Source organism: Burkholderia arboris (genome assembly GCF_902499125.1).
Classification (GTDB): domain Bacteria; phylum Pseudomonadota; class Gammaproteobacteria; order Burkholderiales; family Burkholderiaceae; genus Burkholderia; species Burkholderia arboris.
Genome location: NZ_CABVPX010000002.1, coordinates 161,510 through 185,710 on the forward strand (window position 1 = coordinate 161,510; position 24,201 = coordinate 185,710).

The 24,201-nt window shown below is 66.9% G+C and carries 18 protein-coding genes; 15 read left to right on the forward strand and 3 right to left on the reverse strand.

Going from position 1 to position 24,201, the window contains the following annotated elements; all coding sequences use genetic code 11:
- Positions 1-69 precede the first annotated feature (69 nt).
- Complete coding sequence (locus tag BLA15945_RS03240; protein ID WP_059234361.1) at positions 70-1,374, forward strand: MFS family transporter; 1,305 nt, start codon at positions 70-72, stop codon at positions 1,372-1,374.
- A gap of 76 nt (positions 1,375-1,450) precedes the next feature.
- On the opposite strand, the gene BLA15945_RS03245 is transcribed toward BLA15945_RS03240, so the two are convergent.
- The gene (locus tag BLA15945_RS03245) at positions 1,451-2,380 is read right to left on the reverse strand and encodes a LysR family transcriptional regulator (RefSeq protein WP_059234359.1); all 930 of its coding nucleotides are present in this window, start codon (positions 2,378-2,380) and stop codon (positions 1,451-1,453) included.
- 101 nt (positions 2,381-2,481) lie between these two features.
- On the opposite strand from BLA15945_RS03245, the gene BLA15945_RS03250 reads away from it, so the two are divergent.
- From BLA15945_RS03250 to BLA15945_RS03290, 9 genes are all read left to right on the forward strand, one after another.
- Entirely contained in the window at positions 2,482-3,519 is a 1,038-nt protein-coding gene (locus BLA15945_RS03250) for an agmatine deiminase family protein (protein WP_059234357.1), read from the forward strand.
- A gap of 45 nt (positions 3,520-3,564) precedes the next feature.
- Positions 3,565-4,479 carry an N-carbamoylputrescine amidase gene (aguB, locus tag BLA15945_RS03255; RefSeq protein WP_059234355.1) on the forward strand — a complete coding sequence of 305 codons (915 nt, stop codon included), beginning with the start codon at positions 3,565-3,567 and terminating at the stop codon, positions 4,477-4,479.
- Between the two features lie 10 nt (positions 4,480-4,489).
- Positions 4,490-5,602, forward strand: coding sequence for a polyamine ABC transporter substrate-binding protein (locus BLA15945_RS03260; protein WP_233464112.1), 1,113 nt, complete (start codon positions 4,490-4,492; stop codon positions 5,600-5,602).
- 50 nt (positions 5,603-5,652) lie between these two features.
- Complete coding sequence (locus tag BLA15945_RS03265) at positions 5,653-6,765, forward strand: agmatine deiminase family protein (protein WP_059234351.1); 1,113 nt, start codon at positions 5,653-5,655, stop codon at positions 6,763-6,765.
- Positions 6,766-6,916: 151 nt separating this feature from the next.
- Positions 6,917-8,434, forward strand: a complete 1,518-nt coding sequence (locus BLA15945_RS03270; protein ID WP_174991457.1) for an agmatine deiminase family protein — start codon at positions 6,917-6,919, stop codon at positions 8,432-8,434.
- A 277-nt stretch (positions 8,435-8,711) separates the two neighbouring features.
- A complete protein-coding gene (locus tag BLA15945_RS03275; RefSeq protein WP_059234349.1) occupies positions 8,712-9,404 on the forward strand; it encodes an alpha/beta hydrolase in 693 nt (230 codons plus the stop codon).
- A gap of 225 nt (positions 9,405-9,629) precedes the next feature.
- Positions 9,630-10,445: an ABC transporter substrate-binding protein gene (locus BLA15945_RS03280; protein ID WP_059234347.1), complete on the forward strand. Its 816-nt coding sequence runs from the start codon at positions 9,630-9,632 to the stop codon at positions 10,443-10,445.
- A gap of 94 nt (positions 10,446-10,539) precedes the next feature.
- Entirely contained in the window at positions 10,540-11,262 is a 723-nt protein-coding gene (locus BLA15945_RS03285) for an amino acid ABC transporter permease (RefSeq protein WP_059234345.1), read from the forward strand.
- 2 nt (positions 11,263-11,264) lie between these two features.
- On the forward strand, positions 11,265-11,990 hold the full coding sequence (locus BLA15945_RS03290) for an amino acid ABC transporter permease (RefSeq protein ID WP_174991458.1): 726 nt from the start codon (positions 11,265-11,267) through the stop codon (positions 11,988-11,990).
- 34 nt (positions 11,991-12,024) lie between these two features.
- Here the strand turns inward: BLA15945_RS03290 and BLA15945_RS03295 are convergent, their stop codons facing one another.
- Positions 12,025-13,287 (reverse strand): M23 family metallopeptidase, encoded by a 1,263-nt coding sequence (locus tag BLA15945_RS03295; protein ID WP_174991459.1) that lies wholly within the window; start codon positions 13,285-13,287, stop codon positions 12,025-12,027.
- A gap of 338 nt (positions 13,288-13,625) precedes the next feature.
- Positions 13,626-14,273, reverse strand: a complete 648-nt coding sequence (locus BLA15945_RS03300) for a TetR family transcriptional regulator (protein WP_174991460.1) — start codon at positions 14,271-14,273, stop codon at positions 13,626-13,628.
- Between the two features lie 149 nt (positions 14,274-14,422).
- Between BLA15945_RS03300 and BLA15945_RS03305 the strand changes: the two genes are divergently transcribed.
- From BLA15945_RS03305 to BLA15945_RS03325, 5 genes are all read left to right on the forward strand, one after another.
- On the forward strand, positions 14,423-15,622 hold the full coding sequence (locus tag BLA15945_RS03305) for a MexX/AxyX family multidrug efflux RND transporter periplasmic adaptor subunit (protein WP_059234296.1): 1,200 nt from the start codon (positions 14,423-14,425) through the stop codon (positions 15,620-15,622).
- A 14-nt stretch (positions 15,623-15,636) separates the two neighbouring features.
- Complete coding sequence (locus tag BLA15945_RS03310) at positions 15,637-18,774, forward strand: multidrug efflux RND transporter permease subunit (protein WP_059234294.1); 3,138 nt, start codon at positions 15,637-15,639, stop codon at positions 18,772-18,774.
- Entirely contained in the window at positions 18,774-20,234 is a 1,461-nt protein-coding gene (locus BLA15945_RS03315) for an efflux transporter outer membrane subunit (RefSeq protein ID WP_059236770.1), read from the forward strand. The genes BLA15945_RS03310 and BLA15945_RS03315 overlap by 1 nt, the downstream gene beginning before the upstream one ends.
- Positions 20,235-21,098: 864 nt before the next feature.
- Positions 21,099-21,611: a fimbrial protein gene (locus BLA15945_RS03320; protein ID WP_059234292.1), complete on the forward strand. Its 513-nt coding sequence runs from the start codon at positions 21,099-21,101 to the stop codon at positions 21,609-21,611.
- A gap of 90 nt (positions 21,612-21,701) precedes the next feature.
- Entirely contained in the window at positions 21,702-24,188 is a 2,487-nt protein-coding gene (locus BLA15945_RS03325; protein WP_455550526.1) for a fimbria/pilus outer membrane usher protein, read from the forward strand.
- Positions 24,189-24,201: the final 13 nt, after the last annotated feature.

Genomic DNA, 24,201 nt, shown 5'->3' on the forward strand with positions numbered 1-24,201 from the left:
CCACGTGCGACCGCATGCGGCGGCCCCAGCCGTCTCGCCCAGAAAGTACTAAAAGGAACAGACCAACCCATGGACGTCCAGACCGACCAAGCTGCGCTGTCCGCGCATGACACCCGGCGGCGCGTGTTCGCCATCGTCGGCGCCTCATCGGGCAACCTCGTCGAGTGGTTCGACTTCTATATTTACTCGTTCTGCGCGCTGTACTTCGCGCCGGCGTTCTTCCCGAGCGGCAACACGACGACGCAATTGCTGAACACGGCAGGCGTGTTCGCGGCCGGCTTCCTGATGCGCCCGATCGGCGGCTGGCTGTTCGGCCGCATCGCCGACCGTCACGGCCGTCGCGCGGCGATGATGATCTCGGTGCTGATGATGTGCGGCGGATCGCTCGTGATCGCGGTGCTGCCGACCTACGCGCAGATCGGCGCGCTCGCGCCGGCGCTGCTGCTGGTCGCGCGCCTGTTCCAGGGCCTGTCGGTGGGCGGCGAATACGGCACGAGCGCGACCTACATGAGTGAAGTCGCGCTGAAGGGCCGTCGCGGCTTCTTCGCGTCGTTCCAGTACGTGACGCTGATCGGCGGCCAGCTGTGCGCGCTGCTGGTGCTCGTGATCCTGCAGCAAACGCTGTCGGCCGGCGAACTGAAGGCGTGGGGCTGGCGCATTCCGTTCGTGGTCGGCGCGGCGGCCGCGCTGATCTCGCTGTACCTGCGGAAATCGCTCGACGAGACGTCGACCAGCGCATCGCGCGACAAGAAGGACGCCGGTACGATCCGCGGCGTGTGGCAGCACAAGGGGGCGTTCTTCACGGTGGTCGGCTTCACGGCCGGCGGCTCGCTGATCTTCTACACGTTCACGACGTACATGCAGAAGTACCTCGTGAACACGGCCGGCATGCATGCGAAGACGGCCAGCAACGTGATGACCGTCGCGCTGCTCGTCTACATGCTGATGCAGCCGGTGTTCGGCGCGCTGTCCGACCGGATCGGCCGCCGCACGTCGATGATCCTGTTCGGCTCGTTCGCGGTGATCGGCACGGTGCCGCTGATGCACGCGCTGAAGGACGTGACGAGCCCGGTGGCCGCGTTCGTGCTGATCACGGTTGCGCTGGCGATCGTCAGCTTCTACACGTCGATCAGCGGCCTCATCAAGGCCGAGATGTTCCCGCCCGAAGTGCGCGCGATGGGTGTCGGCCTGTCGTACGCGGTTGCGAACGCAATCTTCGGCGGCTCGGCCGAATACGTCGCGCTGTGGTTCAAGTCGATCGGCAGCGAGGAAACCTTCTACTGGTACGTGACCGTGCTGTGCGCGATCTCGCTGATCGTGTCGTGGCGGATGCGCGACCCGAGCAAGGAAGGGTACCTGCGTCACGAGCCGTGATCGGCTGCGCATCGTGCGCATGGGCAACATGACGAACGTCCCGCCAACCGGCGGGACGTTTTTTTTGTGCGCGCGATTACGCGGACGGCGGCGTTGCGTGGTCGGGTGCCGGGCTGGCAGCGCTCGACAGGATGCCTTGCTCGACCAGCCAGTCGAACATCTGCTCGACGATCGGCGAGCGCGACGGGCCTTCCATCCGTGACAGCCACCATGTGGTGCCGGGCAGGCGCGGGTAGTCGGCGAGCACGGTCAGCGCATGCTGGTCGAGGCCGGCCTGCGCGACGAGGCGCGGCAGGCACGCAATGCCGCGGCCGCGCTGCACGGCGTCCAGTACGAGCCGCTGATCGTCGTAGATCGCCTGCATCCGGAAGCCCGACAGCTGCTCGCGAAAGACGGTCGCCATACGCTCGTCGGTCAGGCTCGCTTCGAGGCAGACGAGCCCCGCATGCCGGGCGTGTTCGGCGCGCGGCACGCGGGCGAGCGTCTCGGCCAGCGGCGTCGCGCATACCGTCACCCATTCGTCGCGCATGAACGGGATATCGACCAGGCCGGGCTGCAGCATCGGCCGCGTGCCGATCGTCATGTCGACGTCGATCTCGTCGACATAGCGCGCGGTTTCGTCGGTCGACAGCAGCGGGCACAGGTCCGGCAGCACCTGCTGCAACTGCTCGAGGCGCGGCTGCAGCCAGCCGTGCAGCAACGGCGCGGGGCACACCAGGACGACGAGCCCCGGGTTCAGGTAGGTCGCGATGCGGTCGAGCCCGCCGCGCAACGTGTCCATCGCGCGCTGCACGCTGCGCTGCAGGACCTCGCCGGCGATGGTCAGCTCGACGCCGCGGCCGCGCCGGCGGAACAGCGGCTGCCCGAGTTGCGCTTCGAGCTGCTGGATCTGATGGCTGATCGCCGACTGCGACAGGTGCAGCTCGTCGGCCGCGCGCGAGAAATTGCCCAGCCGGGCTGCGGCTTCGAAGCCGGTCAACAGTTTCAGGGACGGAACGCGTTGCATCGAGGTATGAGGTGAATTGATTGATTCGGCCAAAAAATATCAATATTCATCAAGTTTAACCTGGCGGACAATCGCTCATCAATCACAACGGAGTCGGATCGATGGGTCGCTTTGATGCTCGCCAGCGCGGTTACCGGATGCCCGCCGAATGGGAAGCCATGCATGCCACGTGGCTCGGATGGCCGGTTCTCGAAGACCGCGAGGATCTGTGGGGAACGCATTACGCGCAGGTCTGCCGCGAGTTCGCGCTGGTCGCGCGGACGATCGCGCGCTACCAGCGCTGCGTGGTCGCGGTGCACCACAGCCAGGCCGACGCCGCCCGTGAACTGCTGGGCGCGAGCGTCGAGGTGCTGCCGGTCGCAGCCGAGGACAACTGGCTGCGCGACTGCGGGCCGATCTTCCTCGTCAGCGAGCAGCACGGGCTCGGCGCGGCCGTGTTCCGCTTCAACTGCTGGGGCGAGAAGTACCAGCCGTACGACGGCTGCCAGCAGGCCGGGCAGGACATCGCGCGCGCGGCCGGAGCCGAGATCTTCAATTCGCACATGGTGCTGGAGGGCGGCTCGTTCTACGTCGACGGGCAGGGCACGCTGGTCACGACCGAAAGCTGCCTGCTGCATCCCAACCGCAATCCGCACCTGAGCCGTGCGGAGATCGAGGCAGAGCTGCGCCGCATGCTGGGCGTCGAGAAGATCGTGTGGCTGCCGGGCAACCCCGACGAAGTGGAAACGAACGGGCACGTGGACGGCATCGCGTCGTTCATCGCGCCGGGCCGGATGCTGTGCCAGACCGCGCTGCCGGAGCAGGGCGACTATTTCCGCGTGATGCGCGAGAACCGCCGCGCGCTGGAACTCGCGACCGATGCGGCGGGGCGCCGTTTCGAGCTGCTCGACCTGCCGTCGCCGATCGTCAGCGAACGCTTCGGCTCCGAGCGTTACTGCGATTGCTATGCGAACTACATTCTGGTGAATGGCGCGGTGATCGTGACCGCGTTCGGCGTCGAGCAGGACGACGCCGCCCGTGACGCTTTCAGTCGCGCGTTCCCGGGGCGCAAGGTGGAGATGCTGCCGATCCCGACGCTGTCGATCGGCGGCGGCAGCATCCACTGTTCGACGCAGCAGCAACCTTCCGTCGCACGCTGAGCGACGTTTCATCAGCGGTTTCCGGTCTCACCGAGGAGCAACGCAATGCCGTCCAAACACATTACCGTCGCCGCCGTGCAGATGGCGTCGGGCAGCTGGAATCTCGAAGACAACATGGCCACCGCGGAGCGCCTGATCCGGGCGGCCGCGGCCCAGGGCGCGAATCTCGTGCTGTGCCCGGAACTGTTCGCGATGCCGTACTTCTGCCTCGACCAGAACGTGCGCCATCTCGAACTCGCGCAGCCATTCGAAGGCAATGCGCAGATCGCCCGGTTCGCGGCGCTGGCCGGCGAGCTCGGCATCGTGCTGCCGATCGGCTTCTTCGAGCGCGCGGGCAATGCCGCGTACAACTCGATCGCCGTGGCGGACGCGGACGGGCGCGTGCTCGGCGTCTACCGCAAGACGCATATTCCGGACGGGCCGGGCTATACGGAGAAGTTCTATTTCACACCGGGCGACACCGGCTTCAAGGTGTGGGACACGCGTTTCGGGCGGATCGGCATCGGCATCTGCTGGGACCAGTGGTATCCGGAGACGGCGCGCAGTCTCGCGCTGATGGGCGCCGAGATCCTGTGCTTTCCGACCATCATCGGTTCGGAGCCGTTCAGCAGCGAGTTCGATTCGGCCGGCCACTGGCAGCGCACGATGCAGGGCCACGCGGCGGCCAACATGGTGCCGGTCGTGGCGGCCAACCGGATCGGCCGCGAAACGGGCTTCGGCAACGGCAATCCGCACCAGCAGGGGCTCACGGGCGTGTTCTACGGGTCGAGCTTCATCGCGGATCACACCGGCGAGAAGCTGGCCGAGGCGGGCCGTACCGATGAAGCTGTGCTGGTGCAGACGTTCGACCTCGACGCGATCCGCGCCGACCGGCAGTCGTGGGGCTTTTTCCGCGATCGCCGCCCGGAGATGTATCGCACGTTGCTGACCAGCGACGGCGTGTCGTCCTGTTATCGATAAGGGATTCGCAATGAAACGGAAAGGATGGCTGCGCGTCGCGGCGCCGGGCCTCGCGCTGTGCGTGCTGGCCGGTGCGGCCCGCGCCGACGAAGAGAAGGTGCTGAACCTGTACAACTGGAGCAACTACTTTGCGCCGGATACGATTTCCGCGTTCGAGAAGGAAACCGGCATCAAGGTGCGCTACGACGCGTACGACAGCGACGAGACGCTGCAGTCGAAGCTGCTGACCGGCAACAGCGGCTACGACCTCGTGTGGCCGACCAACGACTTCATGGCCAAGCAGATCCAGGCCGGCGTGTACCGCAAGCTCGACAAGGGCCGGCTGCCGAACCTGAAGTATCTCGATCCGTCGCTGCTGAAGCAGATGGCGCAATCCGATCCCGGCAACCAGTACGGCGTGCCGTACATGTGGGGCACCGTGGGCGTCGGCTACGACCGCGCGAAGGTGCGCGCGATCCTCGGCAAGGACATGCCGGCCGACAGCCTCGACCTGCTGTTCAACCCGGCGATCGCGGCGCGCGTCGCCGCGAAATGCGGGCTCGGCCTGCAGGACTCGGCGAGCACGGTGCTGCCGCTCGCGCTGCGCTACATCGGCCGCGATCCGATGCGTCCGTCCGCGCAGGATTACGCGGCCGCGCAGGCGATGCTGATGAAGGTCCGGCCGTTCATCCGCCAGTTCGTCGGCTCGTCCGATGCCAACGAGCTGATCGAGGGCGAGCTGTGCGTGACGGTCGGCTTCTCCGGCGCGATCAACCTGGCCGCGCAGAAGGCCAGGGCGCGCGATCCGAAGCGCGACATCGTGTACGACATCCCGCGCATCGGCAGCCTGATGTGGTTCGACGCGATGGTGATTCCGGCATCGTCGAAGCATCCGGACAACGCGCATGCGTTCATCAACTACATCCTGCGTCCGGACGTGATCGCGAAGATCTCGAACTCGACGCGCTACGCAAATGCGAACCAGGGCGCGCTGAAGCTGATGGACCCGGCGCTGGTGCGCGATCCGGGCATCTATCCGGACGACGCGACTCGGCGCACACTGTTCACGCCGATCGCCGAGTCGCCGGCCGCGATGCGCCTGGAAGGCCGGACCTGGCTCGGCTTCAAGACCGCGCGGCCGTGACGGCCCGCCCTGCAACACTCGAAGTAACCGGCAAGCAAAGGAGGAATGCCATGACCACACGACGTCAACTGTTGAAACGCGGCCTGTCCGTATCGGGTGCGGCGCTGGCCGCCAGCGCGATGGGCGGGTTGTTCGGCCGCGCCGCGCACGCGCAGCAGGGCGCCGCCTGGCACATGCCGGACGAAGGCGCGCCGCACACGGCGACCTGGATGGCGTTCGGCCCGAGCGAGGATATCTGGGGCGCACGGCTGTTGCCCGTGGTGCGGGAGAATCTCGCCGCGGTCGCGAAGGCGATCGCCGCGCACGAACCGCTCAAGATGCTGGTGCGGGAGCAGGACTATGCGATCGCCTCGCGGCTGTGCGGTTCGTCGGTCGAGCTCGTCCAGCATCCGGTCGACGATCTGTGGATGCGCGATACGGGGCCCGTGTTCGTGAAGAGCGCGTCGGGCCAGCTCGGCGGCGTGAGCTTCAATTTCAACGGCTGGGGCAACAAGCAGGAACACGACCAGGACGCGGAAGTCGCACCGTTCGTGGCCGAACGCGCCGGCGCGCGGCTGATCGACACCAAGCTCGTGCTGGAAGGCGGCGGCATCGAAGTGGACGGCGAGGGCACGGCGATCATCACGCGCAGCTGCGTGCTCAATTCGAACCGCAATCCGGGCGTCAGCCAGGCCCAGTGCGAGGCGGAACTGAGCCGTCTGCTCGGGCTGAAGAAGATCATCTGGCTGCCCGGCATCGCGGGCAAGGACATCACCGACGGGCATACCGACTTCTACGCGCGTTTCACGAGCCCGGGCGTCGTGGTGGCCGGGCTCGATACGGATCCGTCGTCGTACGATCACGCGGTGACGCGGCAGCATCTGGAAATCCTGCGGAAATCCACCGATGCGAAGGGGCGAGCGCTGAAGGTCGTCGTGCTGCCGGGGCCGAAGACCGTCCGGCACACCTACGAGAACGCGGAATTCGCGGCCGGCTACATCAACTTCTACGTGTGCAATCGCGCGGTGATCGCGCCGCAATTCGGCGACAGCCGCGCCGACCGCAATACGCGCGACACGCTCGTCGACCTGTTTCCCGGCCGCGAAGTCATCCAGCTGAACATCGACGGCATCGCCGCGGGCGGCGGCGGCATCCACTGCACGACGCAACAGCAGCCGGCCTGAGCACGGCCCCGGGCCGGTCCACGCGACCGGTCCGCATGCTGCTTCAATTTTCCAGTCTTTCCGGACTACTGAAAACAATGCGGAATCCGTCCCACGGGACGGAAGCCGGCGCGCACGCCTGCGCGCCGTCCGCGCAATGGAGTTGAAATACATGACGAAGAAAGGAAACAACGCGAGCACGAACCCGCACGCGTCGCCCATGCCGGATGCCGGCCGACGCGGATTCATCCGCTGTTCGGCTGCGTGGCTCGGCATGCCGCTGCTGGGCAGCCTGGCCGCGTGCGGTGGCGGCGACGGCGGCAGCGGCGGCGTATCCGGCCCGGGGGGCACGCCGGGCCCGACGCCATCGGCACGGCAGGCCGCATACCGGCTGCCGGCCGAAGATGCGCCGCACGCGTTGACCTACATGACCTTCGCGTCCGGCGTGGACGGCATCTGGGCGCCCGTCACGTCACAGAGCACGGACGCCGGCATCGACCGCGTGCGGGCCGACCTGATGGACGTCGCGAAGGCGATCGGCGCAACCGAACCGGTCAACATGCTGGTGCTGCCGGTCGATCTGGACGCGGCCCGCGCGCTGCTCGCGACTGCAAGCGCCGCGAATCCCGACCTGCATGCGCGCTATGCGGCGCGCGCCGCAGGCACGGGCGGGATCACCCTCGTGCCGCTCGCCGACGGCTTCAACGATTTCTGGGTGCGCGACACGGGTTGCGTGTTCGTCAGGGATACGACGAACGGCAATGCGCTGAACGCGATCGGCTTCAATTTCAACGGCTGGGGCAACGCGAACACCGACGGCGCCGGCCAGAGTGCGGGGACGATTCCGCCGGCGCTCCTGGCCGCGAGCAACCGGTCGAAAGCGGGCAAGTTCTTCCAGGCGTTCAGCCAGGACAGCCGGGTGGCGGGCTGGATGGCGCAAACCAAAGGCGCAAACCTGATCCGCAGCACGTTGACGCTCGAAGGCGGCGCGATCGAATTCGATGGCGACGGGACGGCGATCCTCACCGAATCGTCCGTGCTGCACGTGAACCGCAATCCGCAACTGTTCGACATCCCGAACGGCGCGATCGCCAACGCAACGCTGCGGCCGACGGCCCGCGATACCGTGCTGGCCGAACTGCAGCGCACGCTCGGGGTGCGGAAGATCATCTGGTTGCCAGGCACGGCGACGTTTCCGCGCGGCAGCGGCGTCGGTGGCGCGGGCGGCGCGTCGACACCGGCCGGCGAAAGCGACATCACGAACGGCCACGTCGATTTCTACGCACGCTTTCTCGCCCCCGGCGTGGTCGCGTGCTGCTACGACGCGTCGAATTCGACCGGCGAACGCGCATTGACGGACGCCAACCGGCAACGCCTGGCCGGCCAGACCGATGCAAACGGCCGGCCGCTGAAGCTCGTCGAGCTCGTGCCGCCGGTCAGCTACGGCACGTCGGCGGGCACGACGCTGAACGAGCGGCAGATGTCGCATTTCGCGGCCGGCTACATCAACTTCTATACGTGCAACGGCGCGATCGTCGTGCCGAAGTTCAACGACGCGGCGGCCGACGCGGCCGCGGTCGCCGCGATCCGGCCGTACGCGGGGAATCGTGCGATCGTGCAGGTCGACATTCTCGGCATCGCGTCGGGCGGCGGCGGCATTCACTGTTCGACCCGCGAGGTGCCGGCGTGAGCGTGTCCCGTCATATCGATATGGAAATCGATTCGTTGTCCGTTTCAGGCGATTTCCTTAATCTGGGCCTGTAGTTCGTGTGACACCTCCTTGACTGGGATTCGCGCCCGCTGCGTGCAGCGGGCGTCTTTTTTTGTGCGCTGCATCTCACGCCGGCCCCGGCAGGGTTGGTGGCGCGCGTCGGCTCGCCTATGCTGGTTGCTGCGTGTCCGCGCGACGGTCCGGATCGGCCGGGCCGGTGACGGTTCGATGACATGCCACGTCAAGGAGATACACGATGAGCAAACCCGCGATCGTGCTCGTGCACGGCTTCTGGGGCGGCGCCGCGCACTGGGCAAAAGTAATCGTCGAACTCGCACGAAAAGGCCATACATCGCTGCACGCGGTCGAGGTACCGCTGACGTCGCTCGCCGACGATGCCGAACGCACGCGCAAGATGGTCGCTCAACTGACCGGCCCCGTGCTGCTGGTCGGCCATTCTTACGGCGGCGCGGTGATCAGCGAGGCCGGCAACCTGCCGAATGTCGCGGGCCTCGTGTTCATCGCCGCGTTCGCGCCTGACGCGGGCGAAAGCCCCGGCGGGATCACGCAGGAACACCTGCCGGTGGCGGCGCCGAATCTCGCGCCCGACAGCGACGGCTATCTGTGGCTCAAGCCCGACAAGTTCCACGAGAGCTTCTGCCAGGATCTATCGTCAGACGAAGCGCTCGTGATGGCCGTCACGCAGAAGGCACCGCTGGCGAGCACGTTCGCGGACACCATCGGCACGCCCGCATGGCGCTCGAAACCGTCGTGGTACCAGATCTCCAGCGAGGACCGGATGATCGCGCCGGAGAACCAGCAACGGATGTCGGCGCGGATGGACGCGCGCAAGATCATCACGCTCGACGCGAGCCATGCGTCGCTTGCATCGAAACCGGTGGCGGTCGCCGCGCTGATCGACGAGGCCGCGACGGCGCTTGGCGGGTAAAGGTCAGGAAGCGGGGCATGGCGGGAAGGGCACGGCGCGATGCCGCGCCCGTGCCCGCCGCGGCTCATCACGAAACCCGCAGAGCAAAGCACCATTTGTTGGTTCGGATTCGCTGCACGCGCTGATACGTTAGCGGCTTCGCGACGACACACTCCGTCGCGATGTTCTTCGAACCGGGCCGCCGCGCGATCCGCGGCGGCCTTCATAACAAATCAGGTCGTGCTCATGAAATTCCACACTCTCGCTACGTGGCTCGTCGGGGCTGCGCTCATTACCGCCGGCACCGTCGCGCATGCGGACCGGCTCGACGACATCAAGAAGGCCGGCGTGCTGCGCGTCGCGACGTTCGACAGCAACCCGCCGTTCGGCTATGTCGATGCGAAGAACAACCACGTCGTCGGCCTCGACGTCGATTATGCGAAGGCGCTCGCCGACAAGCTCGGCGTGAAGCTGCAACTGCAGCCGACCAATCCCGCGAACCGCATCCCGTTCCTGACGTCCGGCAAGGTCGATCTCGTGCTCGCGAACTTCACGATCACCGACGAGCGTGCGAAGCAGGTCGACTTCAGCATTCCGTACTTCTCGTCGGGCCAGCAGTTCCTCGCGAAGAAGGGCGTGCTGAAATCGGCCGAGCAGCTGAACGGCCTGCGCGTCGGCGCGGACAAGGGCACAACGAACGAGATCACGCTGCGCGAGAAATTCCCGAAGGCGACGATCGTCGCGTATGACGACACGCCGTTCGCGTTCGCCGCGCTGCGCGCCGGCAACGTGCAGGCGATCACGCAGGACGGCCCGAAGCTGATCGGCCTGCTGGCGAACGTGCCCGACAAGCAGAACTACGAGATCCCGGCGTTCACGATCTCGAACGACTACATGGGGGTCGGCGTGCCGAAGGGCGAGACGCGCCTGCTCGGCTTCGTCAACGACACGCTGAAGGGGCTCGAGGCGAACGGCCGCGCCACGCAGATCTACGACGCCTGGTTCGGGCCGACGACCAAGACGCCGCTCACGCGCATCTTCCGGATCGGCGACAAGACCTGATCTTCGCTGCACGCGCGCCGCGACGGGCCGGCACACCGGCTGCGCGGCGCTTTCCGTTTTCTTCCGATCGCGTGCTTCTCACGCGCACCCCAGCATGCTCGGGTTGGCTCCCAAATATCTGTCCTGGCTCTGGCAGGGCTTCCTGCTGACGCTCGGCCTCGCGGCCGCGTCGGCCGTTGCCGCAACGGCCGGCGGGCTGTTGCTCGCGGTCATGCGCCACGCCCGCGGCACCGTCCCGCGCGCGACCGCCGCCGCGTACGTCGTCGCATTTCGCAACACGCCGTTGCTCGTGCAACTGCTGTTCTGGTATTTCGGCGTCGCGTCGTTGCTGCCCGACACGTGGATCGCGTGGCTCAATGCGCGCCATGCCGTGAGCGCGGGCCCGTTCACGCTCGCGTGGCCGTCGTTCGAATTCGTCGCGGGCTGGGTCGGCTTGAGTGCCTATACGGCCGCGTTCGTCGCCGAGGAATGCGAAGCCGGCCTGCGCGGCGTGCGTCGGGCACAACATGACGCGGCAGCCGCACTCGGCCTCACGCCGATGCAGTCGCTGCGTTACGTCGTGCTGCCGCAGGCCGTGCGTATCGCGTTGCCGCCGCTGTTCGGTCAATACATGAATCTCGTGAAGAACTCGTCGCTCGCGATGGCGATCGGCGTGGCCGAGCTGTCGTATGCATCGCGGCAGGTCGAGACGGAGACGTTCAAGACATTCGCCGCGTTCGGCGTCGCGACCTTGCTGTACATCGCGGCGGTGGCCGCGATCGAGGCCGGTGCGTACGCCGCCACGCAATGGCGTGACCGGCTCGGAGCGGGTCGCTGACGATGGATCTTTCGCTGCTCTTCTCCAATCTGCCGTACCTGCTCGTCGGCGCGTTCCCGGAAGGCCCGCTCGGCGGCGCCGCGCTGTCGCTGGTGCTGGCGATCGCGTCAGCCATCGCGTCGGCCGTGCTCGGCGTGGCGCTTGGCGTTGCGATGGCGCTCGCGCGCGGGCCGGTGCGCGTGCTGCTGCTCGCGTTCATCGGCTTCTTCCGTGCGATTCCGGTGCTGATGCTGATCTTCTGGACGTATTTCCTGATGCCGGTGCTGCTGCACATGGATGTGCCGGGACTCGCAACGGTCGTGTGTGCACTGGCGCTGATCGGCGGTGCGTATCTCGCGCATGCGGTGCATGCGGGCATCGTCGCGGCAGGCGACGGTCAATGGCAGGCGGGGCTGTCGCTCGGGCTCACGCGCTGGCAGACGGTGCGCTACGTGCTGTTGCCGCAGGCGATCCGGATCATGACGCCGTCGTTCGTCAACCAGTGGGTCGCGCTCGTGAAGGACACGTCGCTCGCGTATATCGTCGGCGTGCCGGAACTGTCGTTCGTCGCGACGCAGGTGAACAACCGGCTGATGGTGTATCCGGCGCCGATCTTCCTGTTCGTTGCCGTGATCTATCTGGTGCTGTGCACGTCACTCGACGGCGCCGCGCGCTGGCTGCTGTCGCGCCGCCCGCGCGCGGAGCGCGCCGCGCAGGCGGCCGCCGAGTACACCGAACCCGCGCGGTAACGGCGCACCGCGGCCGCGGCGGGCGACGCGGGCGTCACGACGCCGAGTAGTGCGTGTTGAAGACTGCGCGCAGCGTCGATTTGTCGGTGGCGAAGTCGCCCCACAGCGGTCCGTCGTTCTGCGCGAACGCAAACGGCGCCGTACTGATCGACGCGAGGCGGAAGCGCCATTGCGCGGCTTCCTGGCGGAACGCGGTGAGTTGCATGTCGGACAGCGCCGTCTGCGCGCTGGCGAGCGTGACGAGCGGATCGACCGGATCGTTCGCGACGCGCACCTCGAAATGCAGGTGCGGGCCCGTCGCGGCGCCCGTCATCCCGACCGAGCCGATCCGCTGGCCCTGCTTCACGGTTTCGCCGGTCTTGAGGCCGCGAGCGAACGCGGACAGGTGCGCGTAGTAGGTCGAATATCCGTCCGCGTGATCGACGATCACGTAGCGGCCGTAGCCGCCCGGATCGGTGCCGACGAACGACACGACGCCGTCGGCCGCCGCATCGACGGGCGTGCCGCTCGGCGCGGCGAGATCGACGCCCGTGTGGAACGCCATCGCCTGCGACAACGGATGGATGCGCTCGCCGAAGAACGAGCTGATGCGCGTCCACTTGACCGGCATCGTGAACGCGGCGGCTTCGAGCGGCGAGCCGTCGAGCGCGTAGTACGCGCCGTGCTCGGCGCCCGGCGCGCGGAACCAGATCGCGCCGAAGGTGCGGCCGGCAACGCGCAGTTCGAGCGCGGTGAGGCGCGGCGTGCCGCCGTTCGTGTCGAACGCGACGCGGTAATAGTCGCCGCGCTGCGCACTCGCGCGCATGGCGACCTTGCCGGTCACCAGATCGCCGAGCTGGATGCGTACTTCAGGCGGCACGTCGAGACGGTTCAGCGTATCGGACAGCGTGAGTTCGATGTCGCCCGCACGCATCCCTTGCTGGTTCTCGGGCGCCGCGAACTGGAACAGGCTCGCATAGCCGAGCATGTCGTTGCGGTGCGCGCTGAGCGGCGCGAACAGGCCCGGTTGCAGGCTGCGGTCGTTGCGATCGACGTGTTCGTTGCGCTCGCCGATCGTGCGCGCGAGTTCGCTCGTCACGAAATGCTGCGCGGTGGGAAACGGCGTGTCGGACAGCACGCGCTGCGGCAGCGCGGCCGTGCCCGAGTCGACAGCGCCTGGCAGTTGCGATACGGCCGGCAGGGCGGCGGCAAGGCCGAACGCGGCGAGGGCGCCGAGCACGGCGGCCGGCACGAGCGCGCGCACGACGCGCTGCGCGCGGCCGGGCGCGAAAGCAGGGGTAGCGGCAGAGTTGACCAAGGTGTCCACATCCAGGAAAGCGGTTCAAAGGGGTGTGGGCAGGGGCCGCCGGCGGCTCATCCGTCGAACGGCGACGGGGCGGGTGGCGGGCGTGCAACAAAACAGGCCCCGCCAGGGGCCTGTGTCGTTTCCGTTCGACCCAACACACGGGGCGGGCCCGCTTCGAACGGCGGCGTGCATACCGGGTCGAACCCGGTTATCACGAAGACGCTAAAGAAAGATGACAGCGTCAGTCTACCGATGTTCCGCGAAACGTTAAAAATTTTAAAAGGGGTCGGCTCACTCGTTTCGCAGTGCGGTAAATCGGGTTAAATCAGCATTTGTTACGACGTTTTTCGTCAGTCTGGCAATTTTTGCGCGCGAACGTGCAGCGCGGTGGAGGTGCGGACGGTATCGAAGCCGGCGTCGAGCATCGCTTCGGCGTCGTTCCACAGGTTGCCGCGCAGCCGGTTGGTCCAGATCATCGACGCGAACACGCCTTCGAGCAGCGACACGAGATAGACGGCGGCCAGGTGCACGTCGAGATTGGCGGCGATCTCGCCGGCCGCGATCGCGCGGCGCAAGAGCGCCTTCGTGATCCGCAGCATCTGCAGTTCGAGCAGCATGCGGCGCCGCTGCAGCGCGCCGTTCTCCTCGCTCTGCTCGCACTTCGTATAGAGAATCACGAGCACGCGCTGCATCGGGCCCGGCTCGCCGCATTCCTGCAGATAATGCGATGCGGCGCGTCGCAGCGTGGCGAGCGGCGGCAACCCGTCGCCCGCGTCGAAACCCTCCGACGTGCGCGCGAACGCGCGGTCGCAGATCGCAAGACACACCTCCATCTTGTTGCGGTAGTGGCCGTAGACGGCGCCTCGCGACATTCCGGCCGCCTCGGCGAGGTCCGCCATCGCGGTTTGCGCGACGCCTTTTTCGAGCAACACGAGCTCGGCGGCGTCGAGGATCCGGTGCTTGATGGCGAGTGATTCTTCCCGGGTCTTGCGGGCCATGTCGTGAATTTCCTTACAGTTCGCTGTCGTTTTATGGAGACAGTGTCGCGGTCAGATTGAAACCGCATGTATTTAATCAGTCGTGACTGATTATAATCGGCCACCCTGAGCCGCCGCATTTTATCGGCGGCGAACGATCCGAGGTCTATATGAATAACAATCGCTCCCTGTCGCGCCACGGTCTGGCGCCGTTCGCGTTGGCGGCCGTGCTGGCCCTGGCCGGATGTGGAAAGGGCGACAAGGACGCCGCGCCGGAGACCGCGAAGCAGGCCACCGTCGTGACGGTGCACCCGACAGCCGTGCCGATGACCGTCGAGCTGCCGGGCCGGCTCGATGCGTACCGGCAGGCGGAGGTGCGCGCGCGGGTCGCGGGCATCGTCACCGCGCGGACTTACGAGGAAGGCCAGGAAGTGAAGCAGGGCGCGGTGCTGTTCCGCATCGATCCCGCGCCGCTGAAGGCCGCACGCGATGCCGCGCAGGGCGCGCTCGCGAAGGCGCAGGCCGCCGCGCTCGCGGCGAGCGACAAGCGCCGCCGTTACGACGATCTCGTGCGCGATCGCGCGGTGAGCGAACGCGACCACACCGAGGCCGTCGCGGCCGACACGCAGGCGAAGGCCGAAGTCTCGTCCGCGAAGGCCGAGCTCGCGCGTGCGCAGCTGCAACTCGACTACGCGACCGTTACCGCGCCGATCGCGGGCCGCGCACGGCGCGCGCTCGTGACCGAAGGCGCACTCGTCGGCCAGGACCAGGCGACGCCGCTCACGACCGTCGAACAGCTCGATCCGATTTACGTGAACTTCTCGCAGCCGGCCGCCGATGTCGATGCGCTGCGCCGCGCAGTGAAGAGCGGACGTGCGACGGGCATCGCGCAGCACGACGTCGCGGTGACGCTGCTGCGCGCCGACGGCACCGCGTATCCGCTGAAGGGCAAGCTGCTGTTCAGCGATCTCGCGGTCGATCCGACCACCGACACCGTCGCGATGCGCGCGCTGTTCCCGAATCCGGAGCGCGAGTTGCTGCCGGGCGCGTACGTGCGGATCGCGCTCGACACGGCGGTCGACCAGCGGGCGATCCTCGTGCCGCGCGACGCGCTGCTGCGCACGACCGACCGCACGTCGGTGCGCGTGGTCGGCACGAACGGCAAGGTCAAGGACGTCGAGGTCACGGCCGACCAGATGAGCGGCCATGACTGGCGCATCACGCGCGGCCTCGCGGGCGGCGAGCGCGTGATCGTCGACAACGCCGCACAGTTCGCGCCCGATACGGCCGTCAAGCCCGTCGAGAAGGCGTCGCCGTCGCAGGCGGCGCCGGCCGCAGCCGCTTCGCAGGCGGCCGCCCGTCAAACCTGACCGGTTAAACCAACATGGCACGTTTCTTTATCGATCGCCCCGTCTTCGCGTGGGTGATCGCCATCTTCATCATGCTGGGCGGCATGTTCGCGATCCGCGCGCTGCCCGTGGCGCAGTACCCGGACATCGCACCGCCTGTCGTCAGCATCTATGCGACGTACCCGGGCGCGTCCGCGCAGGTCGTCGAGGAATCGGTGACCGCGCTGATCGAGCGCGAGATGAACGGCGCGCCGGGGCTGATGTACACGTCCGCGACGAGCAGCGCCGGGATGGCGTCGCTGTACCTGACGTTCAAGCAGGGCGTCAACGCCGATCTCGCGGCCGTCGAAGTGCAGAACCGGCTGAAGACGGTCGACGCGCGCCTGCCCGAGCCGGTGCGCCGCGACGGCATCCAGGTCGAGAAGGCCGCCGACAACATTCAGCTGGTCGTGTCGCTGACGTCCGAGGACGGCCGGATGACCGCCGTGCAGCTCGGCGAGTATGCGTCGGCGAACGTCGTGCAGGCGCTGCGCCGCGTCGAGGGGGTCGGCAAGGTGCAGTTCTGGGGCGCCGAGTATGCGATGCGGATCTGGCCCGACCCGGTGAAGATGGCCGGGCACGGCCTCACCGCATCGGACATCGCATCGGCCGTGCGTGCGCACAACGCGCGCGTGACGATCGGCGATATCGGCCGCAGCGCGGTGCCGGACAGCGCGCCGATTGCGGCGACCGTGTTCGCCGATGCGCCGCTGAAGACGCCCGCCGATTTCGGCGCGATCGCGCTGCGCGCGCAGGCCGACGGCTCCGCGCTGTTCCTGCGTGACGTCGCACGGATCGAATTCGGCGGCAACGACTACAACTATCCGTCGTACGTGAACGGCAAGGTCGCGACCGGCATGGGCATCAAGCTCGCACCGGGCTCGAACGCGGTGTCCACCGAGAAGCGCGTGCGCGCGACGATGGACGAGCTGTCCGCGTACTTCCCGCCGGGCGTGAAATACCAGATCCCGTACGAGACGTCGTCGTTCGTGCGCGTATCGATGAACAAGGTCGTCACGACGCTGATCGAGGCCGGCGTGCTGGTGTTCCTCGTGATGTTCCTGTTCATGCAGAACCTGCGCGCGACGCTGATTCCGACGCTCGTCGTGCCGGTCGCGCTCGCGGGCACCTTCGGCGTGATGTATGCGGCGGGCTTCTCGATCAACGTGCTGACGATGTTCGGGATGGTGCTCGCGATCGGCATCCTCGTCGACGATGCGATCGTCGTCGTCGAGAACGTCGAGCGGCTGATGGTCGAAGAGGGGCTGGGGCCCTACGACGCGACCGTCAAGGCGATGAAGCAGATCAGCGGCGCGATCATCGGGATCACCGTGGTGCTGACGTCGGTGTTCGTGCCGATGGCGTTCTTCGGCGGGGCCGTGGGCAACATCTACCGGCAGTTCGCGCTGTCGCTCGCGGTGTCGATCGGCTTCTCGGCGTTCCTCGCGCTGTCGCTGACGCCCGCGCTGTGCGCGACGCTGCTCAAGCCCGTGAACGGCGACCATCACGAGAAGCGCGGCTTCTTCGGCTGGTTCAACCGCTTCGTTGCACGTGCGACGCAGCGCTATGCGACGCGCGTCGGCGCGATGCTGAAGAAGCCGGTGCGCTGGCTGGTCGTGTACGGCGCGCTGACCGCGGCCGCGGCATTGATGCTCACGCAGCTGCCGACCGCGTTCCTGCCGGACGAGGACCAGGGCAACTTCATGGTGATGGTGATCCGCCCGCAAGGCACGCCGCTCGCGGAAACGATGCAGAGCGTGCGCGAGGTCGAGTCGTATATCCGCAAGGACGAACCGGCCGCGTATACGTTCGCGCTCGGCGGCTTCAACCTGTATGGCGAAGGGCCGAACGGCGGGATGATCTTCGTCACGCTGAAGAACTGGAAGGAGCGCAAGGCCGAGCGCGATCACGTGCAGTCGATCGTCGCGCGCATCAACGAGCGCTTCGCGAGCACGCCGAACACGACGGTGTTCGCGATGAACTCGCCGGCGCTGCCCGATCTCGGCTCGTCGAGCGGCTTCGACTTCCGGCTGCAGAACCGCGGCGGGCTCGACTACGCGACGTTCAGCGCCGCGCGGGAGCAACTGCTCGCGGCAGGCGGCAAGGACCGCGCGCTCACCGACCTGATGTTCGCAGGCACGCAGGACGCGCCGCAGCTGAAGCTCGACATCGATCGCGCGAAGGCGTCCGCGCTCGGCGTATCGATGGACGAGATCAACACGACGCTCGCGGTGATGTTCGGCTCCGACTATATCGGCGACTTCATGCACGGCACGCAGGTGCGGCGCGTGATGGTGCAGGCCGACGGGCTGCACCGGCTCGATCCGGACGACGTGAAGAAGCTGCGCGTGCGCAACGCGCGCGGCGAGATGGTGCCGCTCGCGGCGTTCACGACACTGCACTGGACGCTCGGGCCGCCGCAGCTCACGCGCTACAACGGCTATCCGTCGTTCACGATCAACGGCTCGGCGGCGGCAGGCCACAGCAGCGGCGAGGCGATGACCGCGATGGAGCGGATCGCCGCGAAGCTGCCGGCCGGCATCGGCTTCGCGTGGTCGGGGCAATCGTTCGAGGAGCGGCTGTCGGGCGCGCAGGCGCCGATGCTGTTCGCGCTGTCGGTGCTCGTCGTGTTCCTCGCGCTCGCGGCGCTCTACGAGAGCTGGTCGATTCCGTTCGCGGTGATGCTGGTCGTCCCGCTCGGCGTGATCGGCGCGGTGCTCGGCGTCACGCTGCGGATGATGCCGAACGACATTTATTTCAAGGTGGGGCTGATCGCGACGATCGGGCTGTCCGCGAAGAACGCGATCCTGATCGTCGAAGTCGCGAAGGATCTCGTTGCGCAGCGCATGTCGCTCGTCGACGCCGCGCTCGAGGCCGCGCGCCTGCGGCTGCGGCCGATCGTGATGACGTCGCTCGCGTTCGGTGTCGGCGTGCTGCCGCTCGCGTTTGCGTCGGGTGCGGCGTCGGGCGCGCAGATGGCGATCGGCACCGGCGTGCTCGGCGGCGTGATCACGGCGACCGTACTCGCGGTGTTCCTCGTCCCGCTGTTTTTCGTGATCGTCGGCCGCCTGTTCGACGTCGGCCCGCGCCGGCGTGGCGGGGCGCAGCCGGCGACGATGGAGGGTTCGCAATGATGTTTGCGCTGAATGCACGCGCCGCGCTGCGGGTTCAGCTCGCGCTGGCCGCCGCGCTCGCGCTCGCCGGATGCTCGCTCGCGCCGCGTTACGAGCGGCCGGCGGCGCCGGTGCCGGCGACTTATGCGCCGGTTGAAGGCAGCACGGCGCCAGCGGCCGAACCGGTTGCCGCGCAGGATGCCGCGCAGCTCGACGACTGGCATGCGTATTTCACCGATCCGGCGCTGCAGGCGTGGATCGACGCAGCGCTCGCGAACAACCGCGACCTGCGGATCGCAGCCGGCCGCCTCGAGGAGGCACGTGCGCTGTATGGCGTGCAGCGCGCGGACCTGATGCCGTCGGTCGACGCGAATCTCGGCTATGAACGCGTGCGGCAGTACGATCCCGTCGTGCGCGAAAGCGCGATCAGCGGACTGTATCGCGCGGGCGTCGGCATCAGTGCATACGAGCTCGATTTGTTCGGCCGCGTGCGTAACCTGTCCGATGCCGCGCTGGCCGAATATTTCGCGACGGCCGATGCGCAGCGCGCGGTTCGCATCGGCGTGATCTCGGAAGTGGCGGGCGCCTACGTATCGGAGCGTTCGCTGCACGAGCAGCTTGCGCTGGCGCAGCGTACGCTCGACGCGCGCGAGCGCATGGCCGCGCTCACGCAGCGCCGCTACGCGGCCGGCACGAGCGACGCGATCGAGCTGCGTTCGGCCGAGATGCTGGTGGCGTCCGCGCGCGCATCGCAGGCCGCGCTGCAGCGCGAGCATGCGCAGGCGGTACGGGCGCTGCAGCTGCTGGCGGGCGACTTCGCGCGCAACGTGCCCGACGACGCAACCGCGCTCGACGCGCTGTCGATCGCACCGGTGGCGCCGGGCGCGCCGAGCGAATTGCTCGAACGGCGGCCGGACATCCGGCAGGCCGAAGCGCGGCTCAAGGCCGCGAACGCGCAGATCGGCGCCGCGCGCGCGGCGTTTTTTCCGCGTATCGCGCTGACGACCGATTACGGTTCGGTGAGCGACGCGTTCTCGAGCCTGTTCGCGGCCGGCACGAGCGTGTGGACGTTCGCGCCGCGCATCACGCTGCCCATTTTCGCGGGCGGACGCAATCGCGCGAACCTCGATGTCGCGAACGCGCGCAAGCACATCGCGGTGGCCGAGTACGAAAAGACCGTGCAGACGGCGTTCCGCGAAGTGGCCGACGCATTCGCCGCGCGCGACTGGATCGATCGCCAGCTTGCCGCGCAGCAGGACGTGTATGCGGCGGACGGCGCGCGGCTGAAGCTCGCGGAGCGCCGTTATGCCGGCGGCGTCGCGACCTATCTCGAACTGCTCGATGCGCAGCGCAGTACGTACGAGTCGGGGCAGGAGCTGATCCGGCTCAAGCAGCTCAGGCTCGCGAACGCGATCGCGTTGTACCGTGCGCTCGGCGGCGGCTGGTCGCCGGCATCGGCGGAGGCCGCAGCTTCCGCGTGATGCGCGCCGCGTTGCCTGGCGCCGCAGTGCATCGGGTGACGTAACGGCGGCCGCACGATTCGACGTGCGGCCGCCGGTTCACCAGTCGTGCTGCCCGCCGTATCGCCGATCATGTTCGGCGCTTCCTTTCGCTGTCCAGCGAACCATCCAGATGTTTTTTTTCTCGCGGCGGTGCGCGCTAAGCGGCATCCCGCATCCCTCGACCGGCGACCGGCGACCGGTCGTGTCGCTCTCCGGCGCAAACGTGTGCGCGCATCTTCGTGATTTCCTCTCGGCCATTCAGGCTCGCAAATTTCGTATCGGCGACTGCGCCCGCGTGAGATTCACGATCGGGAATTGAAGATCGGATTAATCAATGAATTGGAATTAATGAGGGCGGCAAAGTGTCGCAGTAAAACGTTTGTATTCATTTCGCAATCGTTTGCGCGGTAAATAGAGATTGGAGAAACGCCTCATTTAATTTCCTGTCAGTTGAAAATGATTTGATATGGGCGTTGTCGCCGGGCAACGATGGCGGCGTTGGACAATATTTTGTCTTTTGCGTAACGGATCTTTGCCGGGCCAGTGCTGGCAAGGCAGGGAGAGGTGTCGATGGTTATCGGCAAGAAATTCCCTTAATCTTCAATTGGTTCCGGAAAATAAAAAAGGACTGCGGACAAAATATCCGCGATTGAAAATCATGAAGAAAGAATGCGGTTTTAGAGGGGTAAATCGAACATTGTCAGAAGCGTTTGACAATGATTTACAGAAATCTTTCACGATTATCTCGATAATGCCGCCTCGTGTCGGACGGGAGCCAGCACACGCTGCCGTTTGTGTCCGCCACGTCGTCCACTCCATTTGCAGTCCTTAACGGGAAACGTCATGAAAAAAACCATCCTGACCGCTGTCGCACTCGCGGCCCTGTCCACCTCGGCCTTCGCAGCGGGCACCGGCACGATCAACTTCACGGGCGAGATCGTCGCGGGCGCATGCGGCATCGATTCGGGCTCGGTCAACCAGACCGTGAACCTCGGCAAGGTGCCGACCAACGTGTTCAAGCAGGCTGGCGACAAGTCCACGCCGACCAACTTCGACATCAAGCTGACCGACTGCGACACGAGCATCGCGAAGAACGCGTACTTCACGTTCACGGGCACGTCGAGCGCAGGCCAGCCGAAGCTGCTCGCCACGATCGGTTCGGCAACCAACGTCGGCATCCGCCTGCAGGCAGCGTCGGGCGAATACCTCGACAACGGCGCCGAGCAGAAGGCACCGACCGTGCTGCAAAACGGCACGAACATCGCACGCTTCGCAGCCATGTACGAAGCGACGGCAGCCGGCGTGACGCCGGGTACCGCCGACAGCGTCGCGAACTTCACGGTCCGCTACCAGTAAGCGCCCGTACCGGAGGAGGGATGCGTGCTTCCCTCCCTCCTTCTTCCGTCCTCCCGTTTTCCCTTCTCCTCGGACTTCCGGTAGCGCCGCGTGCGAATCAGACATTCCTTCCTTTGCGTCTCCGTGCTGGTCGTCGGCAGCCAGAGCCATGCGACGGAATTCAATTCGTCGTTCCTGAACATCGACGGCACGAACAATGTCGATCTGTCGCAGTTCTCGGAGGCGGACTTCACGCTGCCGGGCGAGTACATGCTCGACGTGCAGGTCAACGACCTGTTCTACGGGCTGCAATCGATCGAGTTCATCGCGATCGATGCGTCGGGCGCGGGCAAGCCGTGCCTGCGGCCGGAACTCGTCGCGCAGTTCGGGCTGAAGCCGGCGCTTGCGAAGGACCTGCCGCGCTTCCAGGGCGGACGTTGCGTCGACCTCGGCGCGATCGAGGGCGCAACCGTGCGTTACCTGAAAAGCGACGGACGGCTCAAGATCACGATTCCGCAGGCCGCGCTCGAGTTCACCGATTCGACCTACCTGCCGCCGGAGCGCTGGTCCGAAGGGATTCCGGGGGCGATGCTCGACTATCGCGTGATCGCGAACACGAACCGCAACTTCGGCGCGGGCGGTAGCCAGACGAATTCGATCCAGGCCTACGGGACGGTCGGTGCGAACTGGGATGCGTGGCGCTTTCGCGGCGACTACCAGGCGCAATCGAACGTGGGCAACACGGCGTACGCGGATCGCACGTTCCGCTTCAGCCGGCTGTATGCATTTCGCGCGTTGCCGTCGATCCAGTCGACGGTAACGTTCGGCGACGACTACCTGACCTCCGACATTTTCGACACGTTCGCGCTGACGGGCGCGTCGATCCGCAGCGACGACCGCATGCTGCCGCCTTCGTTGCGCGGCTATGCGCCGCTGATCGCGGGCGTCGCGCGCACCAACGCAACCGTGACCGTGTCGCAGGCGGGCCGCGTGCTGTACGTGACACGCGTGTCGCCGGGCGCCTTCGCTTTGCAGAACATCAACACGAGCGTGCAGGGCACGCTCGACGTCGCGGTCGAGGAAGAGGACGGCAGCGTGCAGCGCTTCCAGGTGACGACGGCCGCCGTGCCGTTCCTCGCGCGCACCGGGCAATTGCGCTACAAGGCCGCGGTCGGCAAGCCGCGCCTGTTCGGCGGCGCCGGCATCACGCCGTTCTTCGGTTTCGGTGAAATCGCGTACGGCCTGCCGTTCGACATCACCGCGTACGGCGGCTTCATCGCCGCGTCGGGCTATACGTCGGTCGCGCTCGGCGTCGGCCGCGATTTCGGTGCATTGGGCGCGGTGTCGGCCGACGTCACGCATGCGCGTGCACGGCTGTGGTGGAACGGCGCGACGCGCAACGGCAACTCGTATCGGATCAACTATTCGAAGCACTTCGACGGACTCGACGCCGACGTGCGCTTCTTCGGCTATCGCTTTTCCGAACGCGACTACACGAACTTCGCGCAATTCTCGGGCGACCCGACCGCGTACGGGCTCGCCAACAGCAAGCAGCGCTATTCGGCGACGATGTCGAAGCGCTTCGGCGACACGTCGACCTATTTTTCGTACGACCAGACGACCTACTGGGCGCGTTCGTCCGAGCAGCGCGTCGGCCTCACGCTGACGCGAGCATTCTCGATCGGCACGCTGCGCAACGTGAACGTCAGCGTGTCGGCATTCCGCACGCAGAGCGCCGGCGCGAGCGGCAACCAGTTCTCGGTTACCGCGACGTTGCCGATCGGCGGCCGCCACACCGTCACGTCGAACCTGACGACGGGCAGCGGCAGCACGAGCGTGAACGCGGGCTACATCTACGACGATCCGGCCGGCCGCACCTACCAGGTCAACGCGGGCGAAACCGACGGCCGCGCGTCGGCGAACGCGAGCTTCCGCCAGCGCACGACGGCGTACCAGCTCACCGCGCAGGCGTCGACCCTCGCGAACGCCTACGCGGCCGCCTCGCTCGAAGTCGACGGCTCGTTCGTCGCGACGCAGTACGGCGTGTCCGCGCATGCGAACGGCAATGCGGGCGATACGCGCCTGCTGGTGTCGACCGACGGCGTGCCCGACGTGCCGCTGTCCGGCTCGCTCACGCACACCGATTCGCGCGGCTATGCGGTGCTCGACGGCATCTCGCCGTACAACGTGTACGACGCGACCGTCAACGTCGAGAAGCTGCCGCTCGAAGTGCAGGTCACGAACCCGATCCAGCGCATGGTGCTGACCGACGGCGCGATCGGCTTCGTGAAGTTTTCCGCCGCGCGCGGCAGCAACCTGTACCTGACGCTGACCGACGCGGCCGGCAAGCCGCTGCCGTTCGGTGCATCGGTGCAGGACGCGGCGAACGGCAAGGAACTCGGCATCGTCGGCGAGGGCGGCGCGGCGTTCCTGACCCAGGTTCAGCCGAAGTCGACGCTGGCGGTGCGGGCGGGCGAACGTACGCTCTGCACGGTCGACACACTGCCGAACCGGCTCCAACTCGAAGGCACGCCGATTCCGGTGACGTGCCAGACGCCTGGCGAGTCGCATGCAGCGGCCGCGCGGGCCGAACGATGATTTCACGGATCCA

Excerpts from the sequence above, each read along its gene's own strand:
- BLA15945_RS03240 (WP_059234361.1), top strand. The coding sequence starts at position 70 with ATGGACGTCCAGACCGACCAAGCTGCGCTGTCCGCGCATGACACCCGG.
- BLA15945_RS03245 (WP_059234359.1), bottom strand. The coding sequence starts at position 2,380 with ATGCAACGCGTTCCGTCCCTGAAACTGTTGACCGGCTTCGAAGCCGCA.
- BLA15945_RS03250 (WP_059234357.1), top strand. The coding sequence starts at position 2,482 with ATGGGTCGCTTTGATGCTCGCCAGCGCGGTTACCGGATGCCCGCCGAA.
- aguB (WP_059234355.1), top strand. The coding sequence starts at position 3,565 with ATGCCGTCCAAACACATTACCGTCGCCGCCGTGCAGATGGCGTCGGGC.
- BLA15945_RS03260 (WP_233464112.1), top strand. The coding sequence starts at position 4,490 with ATGAAACGGAAAGGATGGCTGCGCGTCGCGGCGCCGGGCCTCGCGCTG.
- BLA15945_RS03265 (WP_059234351.1), top strand. The coding sequence starts at position 5,653 with ATGACCACACGACGTCAACTGTTGAAACGCGGCCTGTCCGTATCGGGT.
- BLA15945_RS03270 (WP_174991457.1), top strand. The coding sequence starts at position 6,917 with ATGACGAAGAAAGGAAACAACGCGAGCACGAACCCGCACGCGTCGCCC.
- BLA15945_RS03275 (WP_059234349.1), top strand. The coding sequence starts at position 8,712 with ATGAGCAAACCCGCGATCGTGCTCGTGCACGGCTTCTGGGGCGGCGCC.
- BLA15945_RS03280 (WP_059234347.1), top strand. The coding sequence starts at position 9,630 with ATGAAATTCCACACTCTCGCTACGTGGCTCGTCGGGGCTGCGCTCATT.
- BLA15945_RS03285 (WP_059234345.1), top strand. The coding sequence starts at position 10,540 with ATGCTCGGGTTGGCTCCCAAATATCTGTCCTGGCTCTGGCAGGGCTTC.
- BLA15945_RS03290 (WP_174991458.1), top strand. The coding sequence starts at position 11,265 with ATGGATCTTTCGCTGCTCTTCTCCAATCTGCCGTACCTGCTCGTCGGC.
- BLA15945_RS03300 (WP_174991460.1), bottom strand. The coding sequence starts at position 14,273 with ATGGCCCGCAAGACCCGGGAAGAATCACTCGCCATCAAGCACCGGATC.
- BLA15945_RS03305 (WP_059234296.1), top strand. The coding sequence starts at position 14,423 with ATGAATAACAATCGCTCCCTGTCGCGCCACGGTCTGGCGCCGTTCGCG.
- BLA15945_RS03310 (WP_059234294.1), top strand. The coding sequence starts at position 15,637 with ATGGCACGTTTCTTTATCGATCGCCCCGTCTTCGCGTGGGTGATCGCC.
- BLA15945_RS03315 (WP_059236770.1), top strand. The coding sequence starts at position 18,774 with ATGTTTGCGCTGAATGCACGCGCCGCGCTGCGGGTTCAGCTCGCGCTG.
- BLA15945_RS03320 (WP_059234292.1), top strand. The coding sequence starts at position 21,099 with ATGAAAAAAACCATCCTGACCGCTGTCGCACTCGCGGCCCTGTCCACC.